This is a genomic window from Streptomyces sp. TSRI0107 (assembly GCF_001905845.1).
GTDB lineage: Bacteria > Actinomycetota > Actinomycetes > Streptomycetales > Streptomycetaceae > Streptomyces.
Genome location: NZ_LIVZ01000021.1, coordinates 51,742 through 75,689, shown reverse-complemented (window position 1 = coordinate 75,689; position 23,948 = coordinate 51,742). Strand labels below are relative to the sequence as shown.

Here is a 23,948-nt window from a genome sequence, read left to right as displayed (position 1 = left end):
TGCGGGGAGTCGTTCCCCGTCACCCTGGACTACTGGCCGTTCGACGCCGCCGGACGAGGTGGAACACGCCCGCACTGTCTGTGGTGCTACAACGCCAGACGACGTGAGGCCTACGCACGCAACCCCGAGCCGGCGCGACGGCGCATGCGACAGCGATACGCCGCCCGCGCTGAGCACTTCCGAAGGGCCCTGACTCCACGTGAGCAGGGCCCTTCGTCGTTCCCGAACACGGAGGACTGACCATGACCAACATCGACTACGACGCCGCATGGGCGACCGTTCCGGCCGTCGCGCACTGCGAGCGACAGCTCCGCACCCTGGAGGCGCGCAAGTCGGCGCTATTCGACGTTCCCGGACCGGACGCGGCGCGGCGTGCCGTCATCGCTGAAGCTGTCAAGGCGACGCGGGAGGGTGCAGCCTTCCCCGACGATATCGGCGCGCGGGCCGCTACTGCCTACCGTGACGCCCTGGAGGTCGAGTCGGAGCGCATCGCCCTCCACGAGGCCGTGACGAGCCTGCGCCACCACCTCGACTATCTCCGGGAGACCGAGGCGGAGACGGCGCTCGAAGCGCTGGGCGACCGGCTTGGGGAGTTCCTGGCGGAGGTCCGCAAGGTGGTACCCGACCTGAAGGGCGCCCTGAGCGCAGAGGAGGCCATCGAGAAGGGCGGGAAAGCGCCGGACGCCTGGAAGCGTCTGACGGCCATGCTGGGACGTCTGCGGTCCATCCGCGACGCTCAGTACCGCACTCTGCGCCCGCTTGGCGACGGCCAGCGACTCCAGCAGCTCCGCACAGCGGGCCACTTCGAGGTGGCCGGCCTCCAGCCCGGCGACGTCCCTGCGGACATCCTCCGCGCCATGACGTCCGGCCACTACGACGTGCCTTACCTCGTCTACCTGGCCAACCACAGCGACGCATGGGTGCCTTCGAGCTTCGACGCGTTGGAGGCGGAGGACGCGCCCGACATCGGCGAGCCTGACGACTCCGTGACGGACTCGTCGAGGTGGCAGCCACGCGAGCGCATCATCTCCGAGCCTCCCGCTCCCAAGCCCACTGGTGCGGAGCGCACCCCCCAACTCTCGTACTGACCTGGAGGCGACATGGAACCAACGCCCGAACAACTCGCGGCCGGCGAACCCAAGGGGCTCACGCCCGCGATGTGCGCATATCTGCGCGGCGAGACCCCAGAAGAACTGAGCGCGGATGCAAACGCGTTCCTGAGTGCGTTCGCGCCCCCGGCACCTCCCGCTCCGCCTGCGCCGCGCTCCGGCGGCAACCGTGGCCCCGACGTCGCGAGCACCGGCTCCGGCGTTGCCGCAGGAGCCGCGCGGTACCGAGCAGACCACGGCATCGACGAGGACGGCCGACGGGAACCGACCCGTCCTGGCCGGGCAAACCGCAACCCGTTCGCCGAGAACGACTACGTGATCGAGAACCACTGAGGGAGGTCGAGCTAGCCCCGACGCGACACCCACCAGAGGCGGAGCCGTGTGTAACCACGGCGGAGGCGTAGCCAGACAGCACTAGCAATGTGCTGACCGAAGCCAGCAAGTACACCGAGACCAAGGGTGCTGAGAATGGTCGACACGACAATTCCTCCACGACGACGAGTAGCCGTCTGCATGGAGGGCGCTCAGAGAGCACGAACCCCAACGAGGCAGACGGCTTGCCTGCCATACCGCAGCGCCCGCGCTCACTGCGTCCGCCTGTCGTGACGGTCCGTTGAGGTCGTAAGACCAACTGATATTGATGTGCTGTCTTCGCGGGATGATCCAACACTGTCTGGATCGGTGCCTTAGCTACAGACGACTTGGACTCGGCGGCCAGCACTGCTGACGTCATCTTGGCGTATCGATACTACAACAGTGGGCCCGCCTGCGGAGGTTGTAGCCCTACCCAGGGGGGTGTACTCGAACCGGAAGATCAGGAGGCCGTAAAGGTGCTGGGCGTCGCTGTCTGTACGGGTCTGGGGGGTGCCGCACAGGCGTCCACAGGCGCCCGCTGGAGGGCCGAACGTCGGCCCGCCGGAGTGATCTGGACCCCGAAGCGAGAGGCGGGCGCACAGCGATCCGCGCACACAGAATCTTAGAAACTGCCTGGTCAGGCATTGTTTTACCGTTACCGGCCGCACTAGAATGGGCCCCATGAACACACGGAAATGCGAGTGGTGCGCTGAGCACCTGGGAGCGCGGCACTCGCACCGCGCCCGCTTCTGCTCCACCCGTTGCCGTGTTGCCGCGCACCGTGCGGCGAAGAACGACGCGACTCCGAACGAGCTGACGACCCGCGACAGGTGGGTCCGCCGCGACGCGAAGAAGGTCCCGCTGACGGTTGCCGGCATGGCGGCCTCCTCGACCGACTCGCGGACGTGGAGCACGCATAAGGAAGCCGTCTCCTCGACGGCCGGCGTCGGACTGGGATTCGTCCTCTCCGACGTCGACGACGTGGTCTGTCTTGACCTGGACCACTGTTTGAACCCGCTCACGGGCCGTGTGGCTCCGTGGGCCGCAGCCATCCTCCGCGACGCGGGCGCCACCTACGTAGAGGTGTCCCCGTCCGGCGACGGCTTGCATATCTGGGGTCGCGCTGACGTCCGACAGGGACGGAAGATCCGGCGCCCCGACGGTACGGCCGTTGAGATCTACGGCACGGGCCGGTACATCGCAATGACGGGGCGCCGACATGGCAACGCCCCGTCAGTTCTTGCGGACGTCAGTGACGTCGTGTGTCAACTGACTGCGGAGCCGTGATTTCGGGCCGCTGAGCCCCCCTGATCTCGTCACGCAGGTCCCGCACGGCGCGTACCGCCTTCTTCGCCTCTCGGCAGATTGCGGGAACCTTCTTCAGTGCTGTGACGAGAATCCAGGCGAGGGCTCCGATGAACGCCACTGCCACGGCAGCCCACCCATAGAGTTCCATCCGGACCGTTAAGCCTCTCACTTGTTGGAGTGGTCAGTCCGGCTGTCGAAGGGCAGGCTCGGTCTGACCAATGACATTCCTTGGTCAAAACCGATCCCCTGCCCGACGACTCAGAGTCTCGTGGGTGCGCGGCTAGCGCGACTAAGCCTGCTCCCTCGCTATGCGTAGTTGGGGGTCCTCACCCTGCCGCAGCCGTCGGAGTCTGAAGCGGGGTGCCTGGGGCGCCACACTTACGGAATCCGCAGGGGCACACACACAGGGACTTAACACGTCCACGGTAGCAGCGACGTTACGCACAGTCAACGCGCCCATCAGGCGCGCGAATTGGAGGGAGGACGCATGGCTGGCCGTGGACCCGCCCCGAAGGACCCTGCGAAGCGCCGTAGGCGCGACACGACCGAACCGGAGACGATCCTCACCCCCGACGACGAACTCCGCGGCCCTGGGCTGCCAGAGTTGGCAGACTCCTGATCTCTTACCAGTAGCCGTTAACCCGTCAAGGGCCTCAGCGCTTATGCGCTGAGGCCCTTTTTCATGCCCTGGAGCAGCCCCAATGGCACCACGCGACCCAACTAGATGCCTCCGCCCTGGATGCTCATTCGCCCCTATGCCCACCCTGACGGATTCCGGAGAGCTAGAGGTTTTCGCGTATTGCAGTCCCGAATGTAAGGCGTGGACTGACGCGGCATTGACTGTTGCGCAATCCGAATTCTCCCCAACGGTCGAGCGCCAGGCTGAACGGCTCGACGTTATGGCGCGCTTGCTGGATCTCCGATCGCACCCCGCCGAGTATGCCGCAATGAACGGGGGCGTTTGACGTGGCAACGGACCTGGACATCGTCGGTGGAGCGGCGATCGATGTCGTCCCGATCGTCCCCAACTTCCACCGCAAGCTAAGCTCCGCGGTCCTTCCCATCGCTGACAGGGTCGGCATCGACGCTGGTCAGAAGCTCGGGGAGCGCATGGCGGAGACCATGCGGGCGAGCCTCGCCGGCCAGGGGCAGAGGGTCGGCGACGACCTAGGCGACGCAATCGGCGAAGCCATGGCTCGTCAGATAGCGACGGCCATTCCAAACGCCGTCACAACGGGCGGACGAGCCGCGAGAACGGCGTCAACGCGAGCCGGTGACGACAACGCGGGAGCTTTTGGAAGGGCGTTCAGGAATCGCCTACAGGTTGCTTTCCGTTCTCTTCCGCGGCCTGATGTTCGACTAAGTACAACGGGGTTCGACGCGGACCTAGCACGTGTTCGCGCCCGCATGGAAACACTCAGTGAAAAACGCATAGGCGTTGATATTGACGCCGCAACCGCATTCGCTGAGATAGAAGCAGTTGACGCCGAACTGGCGAGGCTCGGAAGTCGTAGCCCGAACATCCAGGTCCGGGCCGACATCGCGACGGCCCGCGCCGAACTCGCCGCGATGCAGCGGCAGATCAATGACATTGACCGCGACGACGTCACCGTCCGGGTCCGCGCGAACACCGCGCAAGCTCACGCGGCGCTACTGCAACTGGGCATCGCACTGGGCGCCGTAGCCGCACTCCCCGTCATCCCGGTCGCTGCCGCAGCCATCGGGGCTATCGCGTCGGCTGCGTTCGTTGCTGCTGCCGGCGTCGGTGCGCTCGCCCTAGCAGCCGTTCCCGCCATCAAGGGCGTGACTGGCGTCATCCAGGCGAAGAACGCGGCGGAGAAGGAGGCGGCGTCCGCGACGGACAAGAGCGCTGCCGCCAACGTCCGGGCCGCTCAGCAAGCCCTACAGATGGCGTCGGCACAACAGGCGCTCACGGCCGCGCACCGCAACGCCGCCCGCTCTATCGCACAGGCCAACCGCCAGGTGGAGGACGCGGAGCGCGCCGTCGCGCAGGCGGCCATCCGTGCTATGGAGCAGCGGGAACAGGCTGCGGAGCGCGTCGAGGACGCGGAGCAGTCGCTCGCCGACGCTAAGCGGGCGTCCCGCCAGGCGGAGGAAGACCTCACGCAGGCTCGTAGGGACGCGGCGCAGCAACTCGAAGACCTCAACTCCCGTCTTGCCTCCGGCGCCCTGGATGAGCGGGAGGCCGCTCTCCGCGTACAGGAGGCCTACGAGGAGCTGCAAGCGACCCTCGCCGACCCGACGGCCTCCGACCTCCAGCGCGATCGGGCGCAGCTTGCCTACGACCAGGCAGTCCAGAACCAGCGGGATCAGGCGACGGAGTACCGCCGCCTCCAGCAGACGGCGGCGGAGCAGCACAAGGCCGGCGTCGAGGGCAACGAAGACGTTCAGCGCGCCACGCAGTCTGTGGCCGACGCTCAGCAGAACGTCCGGGACCAGGCGGAGGCCCTGGTCGACGCGCAGCGTGACGCGGCCCAAGCACAGGTCGACGCCGCTCAGTCTGTGGCCGACGCTCAGCGCAACCTCGCTGACGCCGTGGACAACGCGGCCCAAGCACAGGTCCAGGCGGCGGAGTCCATCGAGACTGCGGAACGGGGCGTCGAGTCGGCGCGCCTGTCGAGCATCGACACCACGGCCAATGCGAAGACGAAGGCAGACGAGTTCCGCGAGGCACTGGCGAAGCTTACGCCGGAACAGCGCGACCTTTACGACAGCATCGCCGGTCCGGACGGCCTTTCGGCGGCGTTCAAAGAGTGGTCGGCGTCGCTTCAGCCCGATGTCCTGCCAATCTTCACGCGGTTTGTCGACGGTGCGAAAAACGCCCTGCCGGGCCTGACGCCGCTCGTCGAGGAATCCGCGGACGCCGTTAACGAATTGATGGACCGTGCGAGTGAGGATCTGAAGGGCGATCCTTTCTGGGATCGCTTCAAGACGGGAATCGTCGAGAGCGCTCAGCCGGCCATTGTCGGCATGGGCACCGCCTTCGGTAATGTCTTCAAGGGCATGGCTGGAATTCTTGACGCGTTCTTCCCGCACATGGATTCCATCTCTCAGCGCATGCAGGACATCACCGGCCGCTTCGCCGAATGGGGGACAGGACTTCAGGGGTCGCCGGAGTTCGAGAGTTTCCTCCGCTATGCCAGCGACGTCGGACCTCTCGTCGCTGAAACCATCGGTGACATCTTCTCCGCGGTGTTTGACGTTGCGAAGTCGCTGGAGCCTGCGTCACGATTCCTGTTGACGATCTTCGGATACATCGCTGACTCCATTAGCTGGATTTCTGAGAACGCGTCATGGGCCGTCAACGCGATCTACGCCCTCTTCATCGTCTCCCGTCTCTGGGCTATGGCGATGGCGATGAACCCCATCGGTGCCGTCATCCTGGGGCTTATCGCGCTGGCTCTCGCCGTGAAGTACGCGTGGGATCATTTCGAATGGTTCCGCGACATCGTCACGGCAGTGTGGGAGGGAATCCAGGGGGCGGCGGAATGGGCGTGGGAGAAAGTCCTCCAGCCGGTTTTCCAAGGAATCTGGGATGCCATTAAGTGGGTTGGCGACGCCTTCGTATGGCTCTGGCAAGAGGTGGTCGTCCCCGTCTGGAACGCGATATCCCTAATTGTCCGGACGGCCGTCGCGGTAATCGTAACGGTACTCCTCACGCCGCTCTGGTTGGCTATCCAGGCTGCTGGTCTGCTGATCATGTGGTTGTGGGAAGACTGCTTCAAACCCACCTGGGATTTGATAGCGGCGCTCGCCACATGGGTATGGGACTACGTCCTGTCGCCGTTCTTCACGAACATCTGGGAAGGCATAAAATGGGTCGGCGACCAATTCGTCTGGCTCTATGATCACGCTGTCAAGCCGTCCGCTGACTGGATCGGCGAAAAGATCGCGTGGCTCTGGAACGAAGCCCTTACTCCACTGTTCGGATTTATCTGGGACGGCGTCAAGTGGGTCGGCGATAAATTCGTCTGGCTCTACGATCACGCGGTAAAGCCAGCGTTCGACTTCATCAGCGAAGCCGCAGACTGGCTGTGGGGCAAGGGCCTTAAGCCTGCCTTCGACACAATCAAAGAGGCTGTCGGGCTCGTCGGTGACGCCTTCGACGATGCGAAAAAGGCAATCAAGGCTGCATGGGACGAAGTAGCCGGTATCGCTGCCGCCCCCGTTAACTTCATCGTGGAATGGGTGTACACGCGCGGAATTAAAGCCGTCTGGGATAAGGTAGCCGGGTTTGTTGGCCTCGACAAACTTCCTGACGCACCAAAGCTGCTCGAAGAAGACCCGAAATTTGCCTCCGGAGGCCGTGTCTTCGGTGGGATCCCCGGTAAGGACAGCGTCCGAGCCTGGCTTATGCCGGGGGAGTACGTCGTCAAGACGGACAGCGCCCAAAAAATCGGATACGGCAACCTCGAACACCTAAACCGCACAGGCGAGATGCCCGGCGTTCCTAAGTTCGCCGACGGTGGTGTTGTCGGTGCCCTGGGAAGTGCATGGGACTGGACGACGGGCAAGGTCGGTTCCGCCATTGATACCGGCATTGATTGGGCGAAGACAGCGGCGGACCTCCTGACGAATCCCTCGAAGATCTGGGATTCGCTCATGAAGCCGATTCTCGGCGACGTCGCAGAACACCTCGGCGTCGCTCAGATGGGCAAGGTACTCGCCAAGTACCCGCTGAAGATGGCCGGTGACCTGAAGGACAAGATCGTCTCCTTCGTCCTTGGCGGAGGCGGGGGAGGCGCAACCGGCCCCCTGGGGAACGGCCAGTGGGCGAGGCCCGTCAACGCTCCCTTCGGCACGCGCTTCGGCGTGGCCGGCTCGATGTGGTCCAGCGGGCGTCACACCGGTTTGGACTTTCCCGCCGCCACGGGGACGCCCATCCGCGCGGTGGACAGGGGACGCGTCGTCACGGCCGCTAGCGGCGGCCCATACGGGCGGCACGTGCTCATCGACCACGGGGGCGGGCTGGCGTCGCTCTATGCCCACATGAGCCGAATGGCGACGACCGTCGGCCAGGCGGTCACCCGCGGGCAGACGATCGGCGCTGTCGGTGCGACGGGTAACGTCACCGGCCCACACCTCCACCTCGAAGCGCGACGGAACGGACGGACCATCGACCCCATGCCGTTCCTCTATGACGACGGGGGATACCTCCAGCCCGGTATGACCCTCGTCGCCAACGGGACGGGCAAGCCTGAGCCGGTGCTGACGTCGGACCAGTGGGCGGAGATCCGCGCCGCCAAGAGCGGCGGGACGGTGACGGTTAACGTCGAGTCGAAGACGTACCTCGACGGCCGCGAAGTTGGCGGATTCGTCGACCAGCGCATCGAGGTCTACGACGCCGAGAGTGCACGCTCCCTCGACAACGGCCGTTGGGTCTGACGCACACCTAGTCGCCTCTCCGCCACGGAGAGGCGACTCGCACACTTCACTACGCGCGCCCCGCCGGCCGACAGGGTTGGCGGGGCGCTCCCAGGACTTCTAGGAGGAGCACTCATGCTTGGTCAGCCAGCAAAGAGCCAGTCCGTCACCTGCCCGCAGTGCGGCGCCGACGTGGAGCAGAAGCCCGGCGCCGGGAGGGTGCGGCAGTACTGCACGCCAGGCCACGGCAAGGCGTGGCGGCGCCGCATGCGTCACGCAGGGTGGCTCTAGGCGGTCTTGACGGGCGCCCACGCGGGCGGAAGGGTCGTAGACATCTGTAGAACCCGCAGAAGGGTATGAGCAGCTATGCCGCTACGGTTTATCGCGAAGGACCCAAACACGGACGGGGCAAACTGTCCGACGGTATGGGTCGACGAGGAACGGCAGGAACTCGTCATGCAGGGTTGGAAGGTCGACGATGCGACTCGCGCCGACTGCCTGACGACCGGCCCGATCCCCGACAACGAAGAGGTCGTGCGGCTCCCCATGCGAATGGTCGCCGCCATCAGGGAGGCATGTGATGCTGCGGAGCGCTCCGCCGTTCAGTGAGCTACTGGCCGGCTGTCGTCGGTCGGCTGTTCACCTGGAGATGCGCGACCACTACGACGACCCGGACGAGGCACCCCGCGTAGCGGCGTGGAAGTCCGGTTACCGCCCCGACCCTGACGACCGTTCGACGTGGTGGCGGCCGTGGCTGGACATGGTTGCGGAGACGGTTGCGCGGGGCGTTGTCATCCGTCGCGCCCGCATCGTCTCCGAGCCTGTGAGTGAGTACACCCGTTACCTGTACGACGGCACGTTCACCAACGTCGCCGCTGGCGAACAGATCCGGTGGCTATCGCGGAGGAATGCCTCCGACTTGGCGTTGCCCGGTAACGACTTCTGGGTCTTTGACGACCGGATCGTCCGGTTCGGCTACTTCTCTGGTGAAGGGGCTTACCTGGGTGACGAGGTCACCGAGGAGCCGGCAGTGGTGAAGCTCTGCGCCGACGCCTTCGAAGGCGTCTGGAGCAGGGCGACGCCGCACGAGGACTACAGGATCTGACGAGCAACACAGCGCATGCCAACGTCGCCATCATCAAGCGTCCAGTCAGCTCGCAAAGCCGTGGCCGACCGGCTCCGGGAGATCCGCCGGGACGCCGGTCTAACGGGTAAGGACGTCGCAGCGCGCACGGGGTGGCAGCGTTCAAAGGTCTCGCGACTGGAGAACGCTGTCACACCTCCGTCAGACGGTGACATCCGGGCATGGTGCCGTGCCTGTGACGCTGACGGGTTGGCCGCAGACCTTATTGCGGCCTCCCGCACAGCGGACTCCATGTACGTCGAATGGCGCCGGTTGCAGCGCACGGGGCTGCGAAGGTTGCAGGAGTCCTATGTGCCGCTCTTCGAGCGGACACAAACCTTTCGGATCTACTGCTCGAACGTGGTCCCCGGGATACTCCAGACCGACGGATACGCGACGGCACTGTTGGGCTCCATCGCGGCTTTCCGAGGGACACCTGACGACGTAGCGGAGGCCGTACAAGCCCGTATGGAGCGCTCGCGCGTCATCCGCGAAGGCAACCACAGGTTCGCGCTCTTGGTCGAAGAGGCAGTGCTCCGGCACCGCGTTGGAGGCGCCGCAGTGATGGCCGGCCAACTGGGTTACTTGCTGTCGATCATGGCACTTCCGTCCGTCTCGCTAGGAGTCATCCCGTTCACTGCCGACCGGCGGATGTGGATGCTGGAGACGTTCAGCGTCTACGACGAGGCTCAGGCACAAGTGGAGCTGCTGACGGCGCAGGTCAATGTCACTGCCCCGTCAGAGGTCGGGCAGTACCTGCAAGCCTTCGGAGAGTTCTCCAAGTTGGCCGTCTACGGCGCTGGTGCCCGCGCTCGCATCACAGCAGCCATCGACGCCCTTGGGTGAATAGATAGAACTCCGTAGAACTCTGTGGCATCGCTCCTGTGACAGTCCGTAGCTTCAACGTCAGCCATTCCGCGCACAGTGGGTGATCACATGCAGGGATTAGGAGGGGATATGCCGCGCCCGAAGCCAGAAGAGCTACCGGCCGTCGGAACGGTCATGGTCGACGTGTGCCGGACTCTGATCGGGGAGTTCCGCGGCGTCGAGGGGGACAGTTACTGCCTTCGCCCTCTCGGGGGCGGTCGCGAATGGACCGTCAACCCGAGGTGGGTCCAGTTGGCGACGGAGGAGGACAAGCGCGACGCGTTCCTCAGGGCCCGGCGTTCGGTTCCGATGTGGGGCGTCGAGCGATGAATGCCCTGGCGGCATCCGTGACCGTGCAGCCTGGTTTCTGGTGTGAGTGCTGGACGCAAGACCTCAATAATCCGGAGGAGGAGCCGGTCTTACACGGATCGACCGGCGCCTACTCGCCGGCGCGTGCTGACCGGTGGATAGCAATCGCGCTCCGCACCATTTCGTCAGCTCTGGACGCCGACGCTTCCGATCAGGCTTGGGAGTGGCTGCGGGACAGCCGCATCGACACGCGCCGGGCGCTGCTGCGCAATGAGCCGTGTTCGGTGACGATCACGAACGGCCCCACTCGGGTCACGTGGGCTGTCCGGCCAGTGCTCTTCCTGCCACTGGCGACCTGCCAGTGCCCGTAGACCCGCAGCCGGCGCCCGTGCGTCGTCTGCGGAGGGCGCGGCGGGGGCTGGGCACCGCCGGTGAGGTCGGCCCGGTGCCGCTCCACAGCCCCCGCTAGCGTCCTTTTCCTCCTCGTCCCCGGGGCTTGCTTGCTCCGTTCGACCGGGGACGAGAACCCCGCCCGGTGCCGACCCTCGATCCGCAGAGGGTGCGGGCGGTACGTAGCCCCGCTCACTTCCTCCCCCGTGGAGGTGGGCGGGGCTTTCTTCGTTCTCGCAGGTCAGCGGGGCTGCTAAAGTGCATGCAAGGGTGTCCATGCAGCTAAGGTGACCTCGTACTGCATGGCGTGCAACGGATGCCTCCTCGGGCGGAAGGTTCGGTGGCCGGGCCGGCGATCGGTCCGGCGGGTGGTCCGGTGGCCGGTGTGGTGGTCAGGCGGTTGGCCCGGTGGGTGGTCAGGCGGTCGGCGCGGTGGGCGGCGCGAGCAGGGAGAGCAGTCCGCGCACGCCCGCGTCGAAGGCGGACGGCAGACCGGACGCGCGGGCGAGGACGTAACCGCCCTGGACGGTCGCGACGATCGCCGCCGCGATCTCCTCACCGTCGAGCCCGGGCGCGAACTCGCCCCGCCGCTGCCCCTCCTCGACGATCCCGGCGAGCCGTTCCCGCAGCCAGTCCAGCGTCTCGTCGACGGGCGCGCGCAGTTCGTCGCTGGCGATGACGTCCGGGTCCATGGTCAGCCGCCCGATCGGGCAGCCGCGCAGCACATCGCGCTCCCGCCGCAGATACCCCACGATCCGCTCGTACGGCGTCCCCGGCCCGCCCAGGACACCTTCGGCGGTGGCCCGCATCTCCTCGGCGGTCCGCCGGATCGCGGCCAGCGCGAGATCCGGCTTGCCCTTGAAGTGGTGATACATGCTGCCCTGCCCGGCACCCGCGCGCTCCAGGATCGCCTTGGGGCTGGTGCCCACGTACCCGCGCTCCCAGAGCAGCTCGCGGGTGGACTGGATCAGTCGCTCGGAGGTGGTCATGAGGGGAGTGTACATACCAGTAGTTACAGAAGCCGAGCTTTGTCGCGCGTCCGCCTGTCCGCGACCTGACTTTCTGTGATCATGACGCCATGGAAGAGGAAGTCATACCGATCCTCCGCGTGGCCGACGCCGCCGCAGCCGTCCGCTGGTACGAGCGACTGGGTTTCAGCCCGCAGTGGGAGCACCGCTTCGCACCCGAGCTGCCCGCCTTCGTCGAAGTCGCGCGCGGACGCGTGCGGTTGTTCCTCTCGGAGCACACCGGGGACGCCCGCCCGGACACGCTCGTCTACCTGCGGGTGGCGGACGTGGACGAGATCGCCGCCGAGTTCGGCGTACCGGTCGCCGAGGCCCCTTGGGCACGGGAAGTGGAGCTCCGTGACCCAGACGGCAACCGTCTCCGCGTCGGGACACCGACCGAGTGAGCGCCGCGACGCCCATCACAGTGCGACCGGCGACCGGGACGGAGCTACCGGCGCTGCTGGATCACGCCGGGTGGAGGACGAAGACGGCATGGAACAGCTGTGGGGGAGGTGCTCGGCCGTGGACGGCTTGTTCAAGCCGCGGGCGGACCCGGCTCCCGTTCCCGTGGAGCTCATCGGCTGCGTGCCTGCGGGACCCCTGCTCGTAGGGACGCAGCGACCACGTCGATGGTCACGGGGCTGGGCCGATCTCCTGGTGCTGGATCGCCACGGTGCCGGTATCAGGGCCCGCCGTCGGAGCCCGACCTGTCGGCGCCGTACGACTCGCAGGGCAGGGCCGAGTGGTTGGACCTCACCACCCGAGCCTGGCGGGTGCCCGTGCCCCAGCCGGACCGGTCCGGCGGTGAGCACCATCTCGACGGCCGGTTCGTCACGGACGTTCCCGGGCTGCACTGCGCCATCGCCGAGGCTCTGCTCGGGCCCGGCCGCTACTTCGGACGGGAGTGGAACGCCTTCAAAGACTGCCTGGGCGGTGGATTCGGAGTGGTCCCGCCCTTCACCTTGGCGTGGCACGACTCCAAGGTCGCACGCCGCGCGCTGGCGGACGTCGTGGAGGATCCGGACGGCCGGCTCTCCTCCTTCGAGGAGCCCGTGCGACCGGAGGCACCCGACCAGGCCCGGCGACAGGGAGACCGTCGGCCTCAGCCTTCCTGCGGAGGACCGATCACCCTTTGCCCGATCTGCTCGGCGAGCCACCGCGCCATGCGGTCCTCGTAGCCGTCCCGGTTGCGGCGACGGACGTGGACGAGAACCAAGTGCGTGTCGGCGGGGGCGTCGAGCTCGATGGAGTCGCAGTTGAGCAGGAGCGTCACCTCGGCGTGCTTGCCCTCACCGTGCAGGTCGTGCACCGGCGCCGCCGGCCAGGACAAAGAGGTCCAGTGGACCGCGGCCGGGCTGCGTTCGGCTGCGGCTGTGAAGCGGTCCTCGACGCTTCCCACCTTTTGGTCCGGCAGCGAGACGGTGAAGGGCGGGAACTCCGCCACCCGGGCGAGGTCGCGGGGAATGTCCCCATCGGGCATGTCGGGGATGTCTGGGATGGAGCGGGCCAGAGCCGGGTCCAGATGGAATGGTGCGGTGTGGCTCGTGAACCACGCCCCGGGAAGCACGTCCAGCATGCGCCTCACCTCGGCCAGGGTGGGCACCTCGGCCTCCACCGACACCTCGGAATACGGCTGGACGCCGAACGCCACCATCCGACGGGCGACGCTCAGCGCGAGTGCCGGATCGGGCGTACGGAAGACGGGGTAGGCGATGCCGTTGGACATGCGAAGACTCTGACATGGCTCACGCAGGTACTCCCGGCGGGGTATGCGCGGTGCCGTCGGCCGTACGACGACCCGGGTCCCTGGTGCGAGCCAGGCTTGAGGCGTCCCATCCGGACGAATCGACTCGGGAGATGACTCGCGATGCAGACCCTGGCACACCTCGGCGACGGCGGTCCCGGCCCGTGGATCCTGTTCTTCCCGCTGATGTGGGCGGCCGTCGTGATCGGCGGGATCACCCTGCTGCGCCGCACCGTGTGGCGCGGACGCGGCGGCTCCTGGCGGCCGGCCGTCGACCACACCTCGCCGATCGCCCTCCTCGGCCGCCGCTTCGCCACCGGCGAGATCGACGAGGACGAGTACTGGCGCCGACTGTCCGTCCTGGACGAGCAGTTCGGCCGTACCGGCAAGGGCGGCCCAACATGACCGCGACAACCAGCCACCGGGAGGCCACCGCCTCCACCCGCCCCGCTCCACCGGGGCGACCCCTCGGGGCGGACCCGTCGGGGGGTTTGTTGGGGGAACCCGTCGGGGGCCTGTTCGAGGCGCCCCCGAGGGGACCCGCTCAGGGCGAACTCCGCGGAGAACGGCCCGTAGTGGGGTGACGCCATCGGGACGGCGCCATTGTGGACGGCGCCTCGTGGGCGGCCCTATGTAGGCCGGCCCTCGGAGGACGGTCCCTCGGGGCTCGGCCCTTGCGGGCAAGCCGTTTACCCCTCGCGGTCGTACCCCTTTCGGGACGTACTTCTCGGCGAGCGCCATTCGCGGGGTGCCCGCGTGGGCTACCTCTTGGGCCACCCCTTGCCGGACGAACCCCTCGCGGGACGTACCTCTCGCCGAGCGCCGATCGCGGGCCTCCCCTCATAGGCCGTACCTCTCGTGTTCGCCCTTCACGGACGTACCTCTCGCAGGCCGTACCTCGTCGCACGCCCCTCGCGGGACACCCCTCGCGGGACACCCCTCGCGGGACACCCCTCGCGGGCTGTCCCTCTCAGCAGCCCCTTTCACGCAACGTGCCCCTTGGGGGAGTGGCCCGCCAGGATCGCCCCGCGCGGAGCGGATCTCCCGGGGACGGATCCCCACGAGCAGCCCGTCGAAAGGCAGCCCCGCAGGGACCCGGCACCTCAAGGCCCGGCACCCCGAGGAGCGACCCCTCAAGAAGCGCCCCCCGGGGGTCCGGCACCCCGCGAGGAACCGCCCCCTCACCGCCCGGTCAGCCGGGAACGGCGGACCGGGCGGGAGTGGGTGTGGGCCGGCGCGCGTCGGCGGGACGTTCCACGCGGGCGACGGGCTCGACCTCCGGGAAGCGGCGCACGGGCGCCTCGGGGGTCGTGAGGAGCGGTGGACGTGCCGGTGTCCTCCGCGTGGGGGTGGGCGCCGGCAGGGTGAACCAGACGACCTTCCCCTGATCGCCGTCCGGCCGCGCGCCCCAACTCTCGCTGACGGCAGCCACCATGGCGAGCCCGCGCCCACAGGTGGCCAGCGACGCGGCGTCCTCGACCACCGGGAGACGGGGGTCGTGGTCGCGCACCGAGACCTTGAGCCGGTCGAGCAGCAGCTCGATCTCCACGGTGCACATCTTGTCGGGCTGGGCATGGCGGTGGACGTTGGTGAGCAGCTCTGTCACACCGAGCGCGGCTCGGTCTATCAGGGCATCCAGATGCCAGTAGCGCAACTGCGCTGAAACGATTCTGCGGACCTGGCCGATCCGCGACGGCAGGGCTTGGAGCTCCACCGTGCAGTGCCTGCTTGGGTAACTGATCACGGCTGCGACTCCCCGACGTGAGGTCCGGAAGAACACGGAGTTCGGATCCAGCAGGGCGCCTGAGTGAAAGGGCCGCCTGCTGTCGTGCCCGGCGGGCTGGTTCGCAGCGTTATCGCCGGTAAACCCAGAGTGACGTGAGAACAGCGTGACCCAGGGGGTGCCACGGCGCAACTCGCGGACATCTCAGCCGTCGCGCCCCGCCGCCCGGCGTACCGCCTCGATGAACCGGCGCGCCGCGGGCGGCCCAGGCTCGCCCGGCGCCGGATCGTGCTCACCCAGCGTCAGCAGGTACCGGTTGCCGTTGAGATCGGCGAGCGCCCGGTCCTCGGAGCCGAACCACGGCCGCGACGCCCGCACCGCCTGCACGGGCGCGCTGTCGATCTCGCTGCCGTAGCTCGTCAACAGCTCCAGCCGGCCTCCGCTGATCCGGACCTGTCCGGCCCGGGTGAGCGAGCGCATACGCTTGCCGATCCGCACGCCCGTGGCCGTGAACTCCGGCTCCGCCATGCCTTGCAGCCCCCTTGTCGTACCCGGGTCGCCCGGTGCCCCGCCGGGGCGGTGGGCCCCGCCCCCGGTGCAGTCTGCCGCGCCTGCGCATCGAGCACCAGTGCGCATGTGCCGGGCGCACCGGACACCCGGAGCACTCGCCCGAATGCGCCCCCGCGTCACCGCCGCCCGGCGCCTCTCACCGCCCTGTCCGAGCTTCCGTCAGGTGCCCTCGCACGCCCGTTCCCGCAGCTCCTCTTTGAGCCGCCCAAAGATGCGTTTATGCAGGTGAGAAGCGTGCGGAAGCTGTCTATCATCAGTGTGTCGGCCGCGCGACGCGCCGTCGGCGCGCAGCGTAAGGAGCCCCGCAGTGAGCACCCGCACCTCCCGGCAGTACACCGCCGGCACACCCCTCGACACCCTCGACGTCGACCGCACCGACGCCGCCTACCGCGGCTGGCTGAAGGAGGCGGTCCGCAAGGTCCAGGCCGACGCCAACCGCTCGGCCGACACCCACCTGCTCCGCTTCCCGCTGCCGGAACACTGGGGCATCGACCTCTATCTGAAGGACGAGTCGACGCACCCGACCGGCAGCCTCAAGCACCGCCTCGCCCGCTCGCTCTTCCTCTACGGCCTGTGCAACGGCTGGATCCGCCCCGACCGCCCCGTCATCGAGGCCTCCAGCGGCTCGACGGCAGTCTCCGAGGCGTACTTCGCCAAGCTGATCGGCGTCCCCTTCGTCGCGGTCATGCCGCGTACGACGAGCGCCGAGAAGATCCGCCTGATCGAGTTCCACGGCGGCCGCTGTCACTTCGTGGACGATCCGCGCACCATGTACGAGGAGTCCGCCCGCCTCGCGGCGGAGACCGGCGGCCACTACATGGACCAGTTCACCTACGCGGAACGGGCCACCGACTGGCGCGGCAACAACAACATCGCCGAGTCCATCTTCCGGCAGCTCGGGCTGGAGCGGTTCCCGGAGCCCGCGTGGATCGTCGCCACGGCCGGCACCGGCGGCACCTCCGCGACCATCGCCCGTTACGTCCACTACATGCAGTACGACACCCGCGTCTGCGTCGCCGACCCGGAGAACTCCTGCTTCTTCGAGGGCTGGACCACCGGCGACCCGGAGGTCACCTGCGACTGCGGTTCCCGCATCGAGGGCATCGGCCGCCCCCGCATGGAGCCGAGCTTCGTCCCCGGTGCCGTCGACCGGATGATGAAGGTCCCCGACGCGGCGAGCGTCGCGGCCGTACGCGCGCTGGAGCAGGCCATCGGCCGCAAGGCGGGCGGCTCGACGGGCACCGGCCTGTGGAGCGCGCTGAAGATCGTCGCGGAGATGGTCGCCGCGGGTCGTACGGGCAGCGTGGTCACCCTGCTGTGCGACCCGGGCGACCGCTACCTCGACAAGTACTACTCGGACGCCTGGCTCGCCGAACAGGGCCTGGACATCGCCCCGTACACCGCGGCCATCGAGTCGCTGCTGGCGACGGGAGTCTGGCCCGACCAGCCGATGGCCGGCTAGCCCACCGACCAGCCGATGGCCGGCTAGCCCACCGGCCGGCCAGCCCACCAGCCGACCGGCCGGAGCGTCGAGCGGCTTCGTCCGGCGACCGCCCCTGCCCTACCCGGGCGCCCCGGCGAGCCGCCGGTCCAGCGCGTCGACCGCCTGCCGGAAGGAGCGCCCCAGCCCGCCGCGGGCCGGCCGCAGCACCGCGCGGAACAGCGCGTTGCCGTCCGCGGCGAACGTCCACCGCACGCGCGTACCACCGTCGGCCGGGGCCAGGCGCCATTCCTCGACGAGCGCGCGGACGCCCGGCGCGTTGGTGACGTCGACGCGGTAGGCGTACACCTCGGGCGCCTCGGCCGCGAGGACCGTCTCCTCGAAGCGGGTGCCGCCGCGCAGCCGTATCTGCCGGCCGTCGGGTGTCGGCCGGGCCGATGTCACGTGCGGGAACCACTCGGCCCAGCCCGGCACGTCGTCGGCGAGCGCGTGGAACACCCGCTCGGGCAGCGCGGAGATCTCCCGCGCGAAGACCAGGCGTACGGGCGCGCGCTCGACGAAGTCGAGCCCCACCGGGCGCAGCCGACGGGCCATGGTGACGTCACCCCTTCCCTCGACGGCGGCGACACCCTGGCTGACTTCCCGTCAGCTGTCTGCACCCTCGTCGGGCTCGCCCGCCACCACCAGCCGCAGATGCTCCGAGATCTCCGCGCGCGCCCCGGCCGGCAGCCCGGCGTCCGTCACCAGGGTGTCGACCTGGTCCAGCCTCGCGAAGGAACTGAGGCCCACCGTGCCCCACTTGGTGTGGTCGGCGACCACCACGACCCGGCGCGCCGACTGCACCAGACGCCGGTTGGTCTCGGCCTCCGCGAGGTTCGGCGTGGACAGGCCGGCCTCGACCGATATCCCGTGCACCCCGAGGAACAGCACGTCGAAGTGGAGCGTGGCGATCGCCTGGTCGGCCACCGGACCCACCAGCGAGTCGGACGGCGTGCGCACCCCGCCGGTCAGCACCACCGTGGCCGCGCCCGTGCGCTGACCCGAGGAGCGCTGCGCCGAGTGGAAGACATCGGCCACCCGCACCGAGTTGGTGACGACGGTGAGGTCGGGCACGTCGAGCAGCCGGTGCGCCAGCGCGAACGTCGTCGTACCGCCCGACAGGGCGATCGCGGCACCCGGCGCGACCAGCTCGGCCGCGGCCCGCGCGATGTCCTCCTTCGCGGACAGCTCCAGACCCGACTTGGCCTCGAAGCCCGGCTCGTGCGTACTCGCCTCCGCCACCGGCACCGCGCCGCCGTGCACCTTCTCCAGCACGCCCTGCCGGGCCAGAGCGTCGAGATCGCGCCGAATCGTCATGTCCGAAACGCCGAGCTTCCGGGTCAGCTCGTTGACGCGGACGCCGCCGCGGCGTCGTACCTCGTCCAGGATCAGGGCGCGCCGCTGCTCCGCGAGGAGGTTCTGATTCTCGCTCACGTACGCTCCGGTCCTTTCGCCGCAATCCGTCCACACGCCCCGCACGCGCTCCGACGAGGGCATATCCCGCGGCACCGGTGCGTGGGCGTCCCATCCTCGCACGGGCCGGTACGGGTCGCGCCATCGACTGTCAGACGCGCACATGTCACTTGTGTCTCATCTGCTGCTTGCCCGTGACCCGGATCGGGGAGATTCCGTGACGATGGGTGTAGGCCGCCCGTCCGACGGACATCCTGGTGCCCGCACGGACGACAGAGGCCGATGGTGCGTCACGGGGGAAGTGCGACAAGTGGAACACGCGCAGGAACGTGCCTTGAACCAGGCGGGGGCCACCAGAACCGCCGGACAGCCCGGAGCCGCCGCCCTGGAACTGCTGGTCCACGGGGTGGGCGGCACCACACCCGAGCAGATGCTCGACGACCCGCGCACGGTACGGGTCGCCGGCGACGACACCGCCGCCCTCTTCCGGCGCACGGCGGACGTCGAGGACCCCGCGCGGGCCGCCGGCACCGACGGCCGCCCGGTGCCCGAGGCGTACGTCTGGTGCAACCTCACCTCCGGCAACGGCTCCCGCGCCCTGTGGCTGTTGCTGCTGCCGTTCATGGTGGTCAACCTCGCCCACTGGATGCGCCCCGGCGCCCGCGACCGCACCCGCACCGTCCGGCTGTACGGACTGCTGGTACGGCTCGCCGGCCTCACCCTGACCGTGCTCCTGGTCGCCGCGGCCTGCGAGGTCGCCCTCGACCTCGGGGCCTGGCAGTGCGCGGGCACGCGCGCGTGCGCCGAACGGCACTCCTGGCTCGGCTTCCTCTCACCCACCGTCTCCGACGGCGGCTGGTGGAGCCGCCCCGGCCGCCGGCTCGCCGTCGCCGCACTGCTGCCCACCGCCCTCGTCGGCCTGCTCTGGTACCTCTCCCGTCGCACCTGGAACGCCTACGAGTCCCAGCTGCCCCTGACCCCCGCCCCCGGCACCGACGAGGACGGCGCCGCCACCGCCCTGGCCCGGCCCGGCTTCTGGTACGGGCGGCGCCTGGTCGCCCGGCTGCGCGCCGCGCACACCGCCGCCGGCCTGCTGACCGTGGCCGCCGCCGTCATCGGCCCCGCCGTCCGCCACGACCGCGCCCCCGGCGGACCGGCCGCCCTCGACATCGCGGGCCGGCTGCTGGCGGCCGCACTGCTCGCCGTCGCCGTCCTCGCCGTGGCGGTGGTCTGTCGGCGGGGCCGCAGCGAGCGCCGAGTCGACCAGGACACCGACGCGTCCCTCGTACGCGGCCTGCCGCTCGCCGCGCTCCTCCTGCTCGCCCTCGCCCTGCCGTACGCCGGATGGGAGCGCCCGGCGTGGGAGTCGTCCGGCCGGCTGCCGGGCGACGCGGCCTTCGGCGGCATCACCCTGGTCCAGGGCCTCATCGTGATCGCTCTCGCCGTGGTCGCCCACCTGCTGCACCGCACCCGGCCCGACGCCCGCGCCGCCCTGCGGGGTCTGGGCGGACCCGCCGTCGCCATGCTGGCCTGCGCCCTCGGCGGGGTGATGTCCGGCGGCGTGTCCCAGCGCGTCGCCGACTGGCTGGACGGCACCCACGCCGCCATCCCCGGCCCGCCGGTCCTGCTGACCTGGCAGGCGTCCGTGATCCCGCCGCTGCTCCTCCTCGTGCTGGCGCTCGTCGCCCTGCTGGCCCGGCACACCCTGCGCCAGGCCCGCGCCGAACGGGCCGCCGTGGCCGACGACTACTCCGGCGAGCTCCAGGAACCGGACCGCACCCGCCGTATCGCCCGCACCCGCGCGATGGCCGCCCTCACCGACCGGGGCCCTCTCCTCGTCGCCGTCGTCTCCGCCACGACCCTGCTGCTCGGTGCCCTCGCCCTCGTCGGCGCCCTGACCAGCGGCCGGACCCCGAGCGGCGCCGCCCGCGACGCCCACGGCTTCGTCCAGGGCGCCGCCGAGACCGCGCAGGCGCTGGGCTCCTGGCTCATCGGAGTCGGCTTCATACTGTTCGTGAGCTGGGGCCGGCGCGCCTACAAGGACGCCTCCGCGCGGCGCACCATCGGCATCCTCTGGGACGTCGGCACCTTCTGGCCGCGCGCTGCCCACCCTTTCGCCCCGCCCTGCTACGCCGAGCGCGCGGTCCCCGACCTGACCTGGCGGATCGACACCTGGACCCGCACCACCGGCGGCCGCCTCGTCCTCTCGGGCCACTCCCAGGGCAGCGTCCTCGCCGCCGCCACGGCCTGGCAGCTGTCCCCGGCCACCCGCAAACGGGTCGCCTTACTCACCTACGGCTCACCGCTGGAGCGCCTGTACGGCCGCTGGTTCCCGGCGCACTTCGGCCCGGACGCGCTGAGCGCCCTGCACCACGAGGTCGACTGCTGGCGCAACCTGTACCGGCTCACCGACCCCATCGGCGGCCCCGTCCGGGTGCCCGCCGACGGCGGCCCCGAGGTCGACCGCGCCCCGCTGAAGGACCCGCTCGCGCACGGCCGCACCGACGACCATCCCCTGCCCGCGCCCGTCCTCGGCCACTCCGACTACCAGCACGACCCGGCCTTCACCGAGGAACGCGACCGTCTGCTGGCCCGGCTCCGACCCGACCTCCCGGCCCAGCGGCCGCAGGCCGGGCCCTGAGGCGTCAGGCCAGGTCCGGCAGGTCCTCCGCGAACAGCAGTGTCAGATCGTCCGTGGTCGGCTCGTCGAGCTGGGCGACCCGGCTCGCATGCCGTTCCACCATCGCCTCGAACGTCTGCCGCGCGGTACGGCCGTTGCCGAAGGCGGGGCCCTTGGGGATCGCCGTGAAGTACTTCAGCACGGCCTCGGCGGCTCCCGGGGCCAGCCGGTACTCGTGCTCCTCGGCCTGCTGCTCCACGATCCGCAGCAGCTCCTCGGGGCCGTAGTCGCTGAAGGTGATGGTGCGGGAGAAACGGGAGGCGACACCGGGGTTGACCGACAGGAAGCGCTCCATCTCGGCCGTGTAACCCGCGACGATCACCACCACCGCGTCACGGTGGTCCTCCATCAGTTTCACCAGCGTGTCGATGGCCTCCTTGCCGAAGTCCCGGCCCGCGTCCTCCGGGGACAGCGCGTACGCCTCGTCGATGAACAGGACACCGCCACGGGCCCGTTCGAAGGCCTCCTGGGTGCGGATCGCCGTGGAGCCGATGTGCTCGCCGACCAGGTCCACGCGGGACACCTCGACCAGATGACCCTTCTCCAGGACGCCCAGCGAGGCCAGGATCTCGCCGTAGAGCCGGGCGACCGTCGTCTTGCCGGTGCCGGGGGAGCCGGTGAAGACCAGGTGCCTCTTCACCGACGCCGCCTTCAGACCCGCCTGCTGACGGCGCCGGCCCACCTCGATCATGTCGGTCAGCGCGCGTACCTCACGCTTGACGCTCTCCAGGCCCACCAGCGCGTCGAGTTCGCCGAGCACGGCCTTGGAGGTCCGGGCCGGCGGCTCGGGCGGGGCGGCGGCCACGACGGGCTCCCGCTCGACGGGCCGCTGCCCCGGGATCGCGCCGAGCAGCCCCGGCGTCCGGCCCGCCGTCTCCACGGCCGTCTCCTGCGGCGCCGGAGACGGCCGCAGGCCCGCGCTCTCGTCGCTGGTGCAGTCCTCCACGACCGGACCCGTGCCCGAGCCGGTGCCGGGGCCGCCGTCCGCGAACTCGTAACCGCCGCGCGCGCACCGCTCCGTACGGCACTTCCTGAGCGTGGCACGGCAGCCGTCGATCACATGGAAGCCGTAGCCGCCGCTGCCCGTCACCCGGCAGTCCAGGAAGCTGCCCCGGCCGTCCGCCGAGACGTAGAAACCCGCCTCGGACGGCGCGTCGACGGTGCACCGCTCGATGACGGGGTCGGCGCCCTTGGTGACGATCACGCCGGTCTGGGTGCCGGTCACCGTGCAGTTGGCGAGGGTGCCGCCGCTGCCGTGGTCGCGGAACCAGGCGCCCGTCGCCGCGTCCCGGATGCGGCAGTCGTCGAGCTGCGCGGTCGCGCCGTCGCTCACCGACACCGCCGTGTTGCGCACCTGGGACAGGTCGCTGTCGACGACGTCCGCGCGGGAGCCCCGGTCGAGGACGAACAGGGCGTCCGGCACGTCGTGCACCCGGCAGGAGTCCAGCACCGCGGTCGCGCCGTCGCTGACCCACACCGCCGGATAGTCGCCGGTGCTGTCGAAGATCTCGCACTGGTTGGCGTCCACGCGGGTGCCGGGGTCCCACACCGACAGACCGTTGCGCCCGAACTGCCGGACGCTGGTGCGGGTCAGCGTCAGCACCGAGCGGGAGCGCAGGTCGACCGCGTTCTCGGGGATGTCGTGGATGCGGCAGTCGGCCAGCGTGAGCACGGCGTCCGTGTCCAGGGTGACGCCGTCCGCGGTGGTGCGGTGCACATCGCAGTCGGTGAGGTGGGCGGTGGCCCGGCCGGTGATCTGCACTCCGCTGCCGCGCACCTCGTACACCTCGCAACCCACCGCCTCCAGCGCGGAGTTCTCGCCGGTGACGGTCAGTCCGGAGCCGGAGGCGTGGTGCACCCGGCAGCGCTCCAGCCGCGGATGGGCACCGCCGCGCACCGCGACGCCGGCCTGCCCGGCCGCGACCACCTCGCACTCCTCGAACACCCCGCCGCCGCCGTCCACGACGGCGATGCCGATGCCCGCCGGGTTGTCGACGGTGCAGCGCCGCACGCTCGGCCGGGCGCCGCCGCGCACCTCGACACCGGCCGCGGACCGGGTGACGACCCGTACGTCGATCAGCTCGGGCGCGCCCTCCTCGACCAGCAGCGCGGGCGCGGCCGCGTCCTGGCCCTCCACGTGCAGGTCCTGCACCACCGCGGAGGCCCGTACGACCAGGGGCACCCCGTCCACCGGCGCGATGCGCACGGAACCGGGGGAGCCCTCCGGGCCGCGCAGCGTCACCGCCCGCTGGACGACGAGGTTCTCGCGGTAGGTGCCGGGGGCGATGGTGAGCACGTCACCGTCGGTCGCGGCCTCCAGGGCGGCGGCGAGCGATGCGTACTCACCCGTGCGGCGCCGCCACCGCGAAGTGCCGGTGTGCGTCACCTGGACCGTGCCCTGTGCCATGGCGTTGCTGCGCCCCCACCTCGTCGTACGCGGGTTTCGATGCCGATGAGTTCGGCCGGTCCACCGTAGCGTGCGCGCG

General features: G+C 69.5%; 18 protein-coding genes. 11 read left to right on the top strand and 7 right to left on the bottom strand.

What is annotated here, in order from left to right; genetic code table 11:
- Nucleotides 1-242: 242 nt before the first annotated feature.
- The 6 genes from AMK31_RS37625 to AMK31_RS37600 all read left to right on the top strand — a co-directional run bounded on the left by AMK31_RS37625 (nt 243) and on the right by AMK31_RS37600 (nt 10,125).
- Nucleotides 243-1,088 (top strand): hypothetical protein, encoded by an 846-nt coding sequence (locus AMK31_RS37625; protein WP_073945242.1) that lies wholly within the window; start codon nt 243-245, stop codon nt 1,086-1,088.
- A gap of 12 nt (nt 1,089-1,100) precedes the next feature.
- A complete protein-coding gene (locus tag AMK31_RS40590; protein WP_143204304.1) occupies nt 1,101-1,442 on the top strand; it encodes a hypothetical protein in 342 nt (113 codons plus the stop codon).
- Nucleotides 1,443-2,144: 702 nt separating this feature from the next.
- Entirely contained in the window at nt 2,145-2,750 is a 606-nt protein-coding gene (locus AMK31_RS37620) for a DNA primase (protein ID WP_073945266.1), read from the top strand.
- Nucleotides 2,751-3,737: 987 nt separating this feature from the next.
- Nucleotides 3,738-8,177 (top strand): peptidoglycan DD-metalloendopeptidase family protein, encoded by a 4,440-nt coding sequence (locus tag AMK31_RS37615; protein ID WP_073945241.1) that lies wholly within the window; start codon nt 3,738-3,740, stop codon nt 8,175-8,177.
- A gap of 559 nt (nt 8,178-8,736) precedes the next feature.
- Nucleotides 8,737-9,261 carry a DUF6879 family protein gene (locus AMK31_RS37605; RefSeq protein ID WP_073945239.1) on the top strand — a complete coding sequence of 175 codons (525 nt, stop codon included), beginning with the start codon at nt 8,737-8,739 and terminating at the stop codon, nt 9,259-9,261.
- Nucleotides 9,262-9,276: 15 nt separating this feature from the next.
- Nucleotides 9,277-10,125 carry a helix-turn-helix domain-containing protein gene (locus AMK31_RS37600; RefSeq protein ID WP_073945238.1) on the top strand — a complete coding sequence of 283 codons (849 nt, stop codon included), beginning with the start codon at nt 9,277-9,279 and terminating at the stop codon, nt 10,123-10,125.
- 1,136 nt (nt 10,126-11,261) lie between these two features.
- Here AMK31_RS37600 and AMK31_RS37585 read toward each other — a convergent pair.
- Nucleotides 11,262-11,834, bottom strand: coding sequence for a TetR/AcrR family transcriptional regulator (locus AMK31_RS37585; RefSeq protein ID WP_385312688.1), 573 nt, complete (start codon nt 11,832-11,834; stop codon nt 11,262-11,264).
- Between the two features lie 89 nt (nt 11,835-11,923).
- On the opposite strand from AMK31_RS37585, the gene AMK31_RS37580 reads away from it, so the two are divergent.
- On the top strand, nt 11,924-12,256 hold the full coding sequence (locus tag AMK31_RS37580) for a glyoxalase superfamily protein (RefSeq protein ID WP_073945234.1): 333 nt from the start codon (nt 11,924-11,926) through the stop codon (nt 12,254-12,256).
- Between the two features lie 225 nt (nt 12,257-12,481).
- The gene (locus AMK31_RS39420; protein WP_241842859.1) at nt 12,482-13,030 is read left to right on the top strand and encodes a barstar family protein; all 549 of its coding nucleotides are present in this window, start codon (nt 12,482-12,484) and stop codon (nt 13,028-13,030) included.
- Here the strand turns inward: AMK31_RS39420 and AMK31_RS37570 are convergent.
- Nucleotides 12,955-13,578, bottom strand: coding sequence for a hypothetical protein (locus tag AMK31_RS37570; protein ID WP_073945232.1), 624 nt, complete (start codon nt 13,576-13,578; stop codon nt 12,955-12,957). The genes AMK31_RS39420 and AMK31_RS37570 overlap by 76 nt on opposite strands.
- 141 nt (nt 13,579-13,719) lie before the next feature.
- On the opposite strand from AMK31_RS37570, the gene AMK31_RS37565 reads away from it, so the two are divergent.
- Nucleotides 13,720-14,001: an SHOCT domain-containing protein gene (locus AMK31_RS37565; protein ID WP_073945231.1), complete on the top strand. Its 282-nt coding sequence runs from the start codon at nt 13,720-13,722 to the stop codon at nt 13,999-14,001.
- A gap of 787 nt (nt 14,002-14,788) precedes the next feature.
- Here the strand turns inward: AMK31_RS37565 and AMK31_RS37560 are convergent.
- Complete coding sequence (locus tag AMK31_RS37560; RefSeq protein ID WP_073945230.1) at nt 14,789-15,340, bottom strand: ATP-binding protein; 552 nt, start codon at nt 15,338-15,340, stop codon at nt 14,789-14,791.
- Between the two features lie 183 nt (nt 15,341-15,523).
- Nucleotides 15,524-15,847, bottom strand: a complete 324-nt coding sequence (locus tag AMK31_RS37555) for a hypothetical protein (protein WP_073945229.1) — start codon at nt 15,845-15,847, stop codon at nt 15,524-15,526.
- A 349-nt stretch (nt 15,848-16,196) separates the two neighbouring features.
- Here AMK31_RS37555 and AMK31_RS37550 point away from each other — a divergent pair, with 349 nt between their 5' ends.
- Nucleotides 16,197-17,351 carry a PLP-dependent cysteine synthase family protein gene (locus AMK31_RS37550; protein WP_073945228.1) on the top strand — a complete coding sequence of 385 codons (1,155 nt, stop codon included), beginning with the start codon at nt 16,197-16,199 and terminating at the stop codon, nt 17,349-17,351.
- 99 nt (nt 17,352-17,450) lie between these two features.
- Here the strand turns inward: AMK31_RS37550 and AMK31_RS37545 are convergent, their stop codons facing one another.
- Both AMK31_RS37545 and AMK31_RS37540 read right to left on the bottom strand, forming a co-directional pair.
- Nucleotides 17,451-17,924: an SRPBCC family protein gene (locus AMK31_RS37545; protein WP_073945227.1), complete on the bottom strand. Its 474-nt coding sequence runs from the start codon at nt 17,922-17,924 to the stop codon at nt 17,451-17,453.
- Between the two features lie 51 nt (nt 17,925-17,975).
- Nucleotides 17,976-18,803 carry a DeoR/GlpR family DNA-binding transcription regulator gene (locus AMK31_RS37540; RefSeq protein ID WP_073945226.1) on the bottom strand — a complete coding sequence of 276 codons (828 nt, stop codon included), beginning with the start codon at nt 18,801-18,803 and terminating at the stop codon, nt 17,976-17,978.
- A gap of 289 nt (nt 18,804-19,092) precedes the next feature.
- Between AMK31_RS37540 and AMK31_RS37535 the strand changes: the two genes are divergently transcribed.
- Nucleotides 19,093-21,423 (top strand): hypothetical protein, encoded by a 2,331-nt coding sequence (locus AMK31_RS37535; RefSeq protein WP_073945225.1) that lies wholly within the window; start codon nt 19,093-19,095, stop codon nt 21,421-21,423.
- Nucleotides 21,424-21,427: 4 nt separating this feature from the next.
- On the opposite strand, the gene AMK31_RS37530 is transcribed toward AMK31_RS37535, so the two are convergent.
- Nucleotides 21,428-23,869 (bottom strand): right-handed parallel beta-helix repeat-containing protein, encoded by a 2,442-nt coding sequence (locus AMK31_RS37530; protein ID WP_073945224.1) that lies wholly within the window; start codon nt 23,867-23,869, stop codon nt 21,428-21,430.
- Between the last annotated feature and the right edge of the window lie 79 nt (nt 23,870-23,948).

Excerpts from the sequence above, each read along its gene's own strand:
- AMK31_RS37625 (WP_073945242.1), top strand. The coding sequence starts at position 243 with ATGACCAACATCGACTACGACGCCGCATGGGCGACCGTTCCGGCCGTC.
- AMK31_RS40590 (WP_143204304.1), top strand. The coding sequence starts at position 1,101 with ATGGAACCAACGCCCGAACAACTCGCGGCCGGCGAACCCAAGGGGCTC.
- AMK31_RS37620 (WP_073945266.1), top strand. The coding sequence starts at position 2,145 with ATGAACACACGGAAATGCGAGTGGTGCGCTGAGCACCTGGGAGCGCGG.
- AMK31_RS37605 (WP_073945239.1), top strand. The coding sequence starts at position 8,737 with ATGCTGCGGAGCGCTCCGCCGTTCAGTGAGCTACTGGCCGGCTGTCGT.
- AMK31_RS37600 (WP_073945238.1), top strand. The coding sequence starts at position 9,277 with ATGCCAACGTCGCCATCATCAAGCGTCCAGTCAGCTCGCAAAGCCGTG.
- AMK31_RS37585 (WP_385312688.1), bottom strand. The coding sequence starts at position 11,834 with ATGACCACCTCCGAGCGACTGATCCAGTCCACCCGCGAGCTGCTCTGG.
- AMK31_RS37580 (WP_073945234.1), top strand. The coding sequence starts at position 11,924 with ATGGAAGAGGAAGTCATACCGATCCTCCGCGTGGCCGACGCCGCCGCA.
- AMK31_RS39420 (WP_241842859.1), top strand. The coding sequence starts at position 12,482 with ATGGTCACGGGGCTGGGCCGATCTCCTGGTGCTGGATCGCCACGGTGC.
- AMK31_RS37570 (WP_073945232.1), bottom strand. The coding sequence starts at position 13,578 with ATGTCCAACGGCATCGCCTACCCCGTCTTCCGTACGCCCGATCCGGCA.
- AMK31_RS37565 (WP_073945231.1), top strand. The coding sequence starts at position 13,720 with ATGCAGACCCTGGCACACCTCGGCGACGGCGGTCCCGGCCCGTGGATC.
- AMK31_RS37555 (WP_073945229.1), bottom strand. The coding sequence starts at position 15,847 with ATGGCGGAGCCGGAGTTCACGGCCACGGGCGTGCGGATCGGCAAGCGT.
- AMK31_RS37545 (WP_073945227.1), bottom strand. The coding sequence starts at position 17,924 with ATGGCCCGTCGGCTGCGCCCGGTGGGGCTCGACTTCGTCGAGCGCGCG.
- AMK31_RS37530 (WP_073945224.1), bottom strand. The coding sequence starts at position 23,869 with ATGGCACAGGGCACGGTCCAGGTGACGCACACCGGCACTTCGCGGTGG.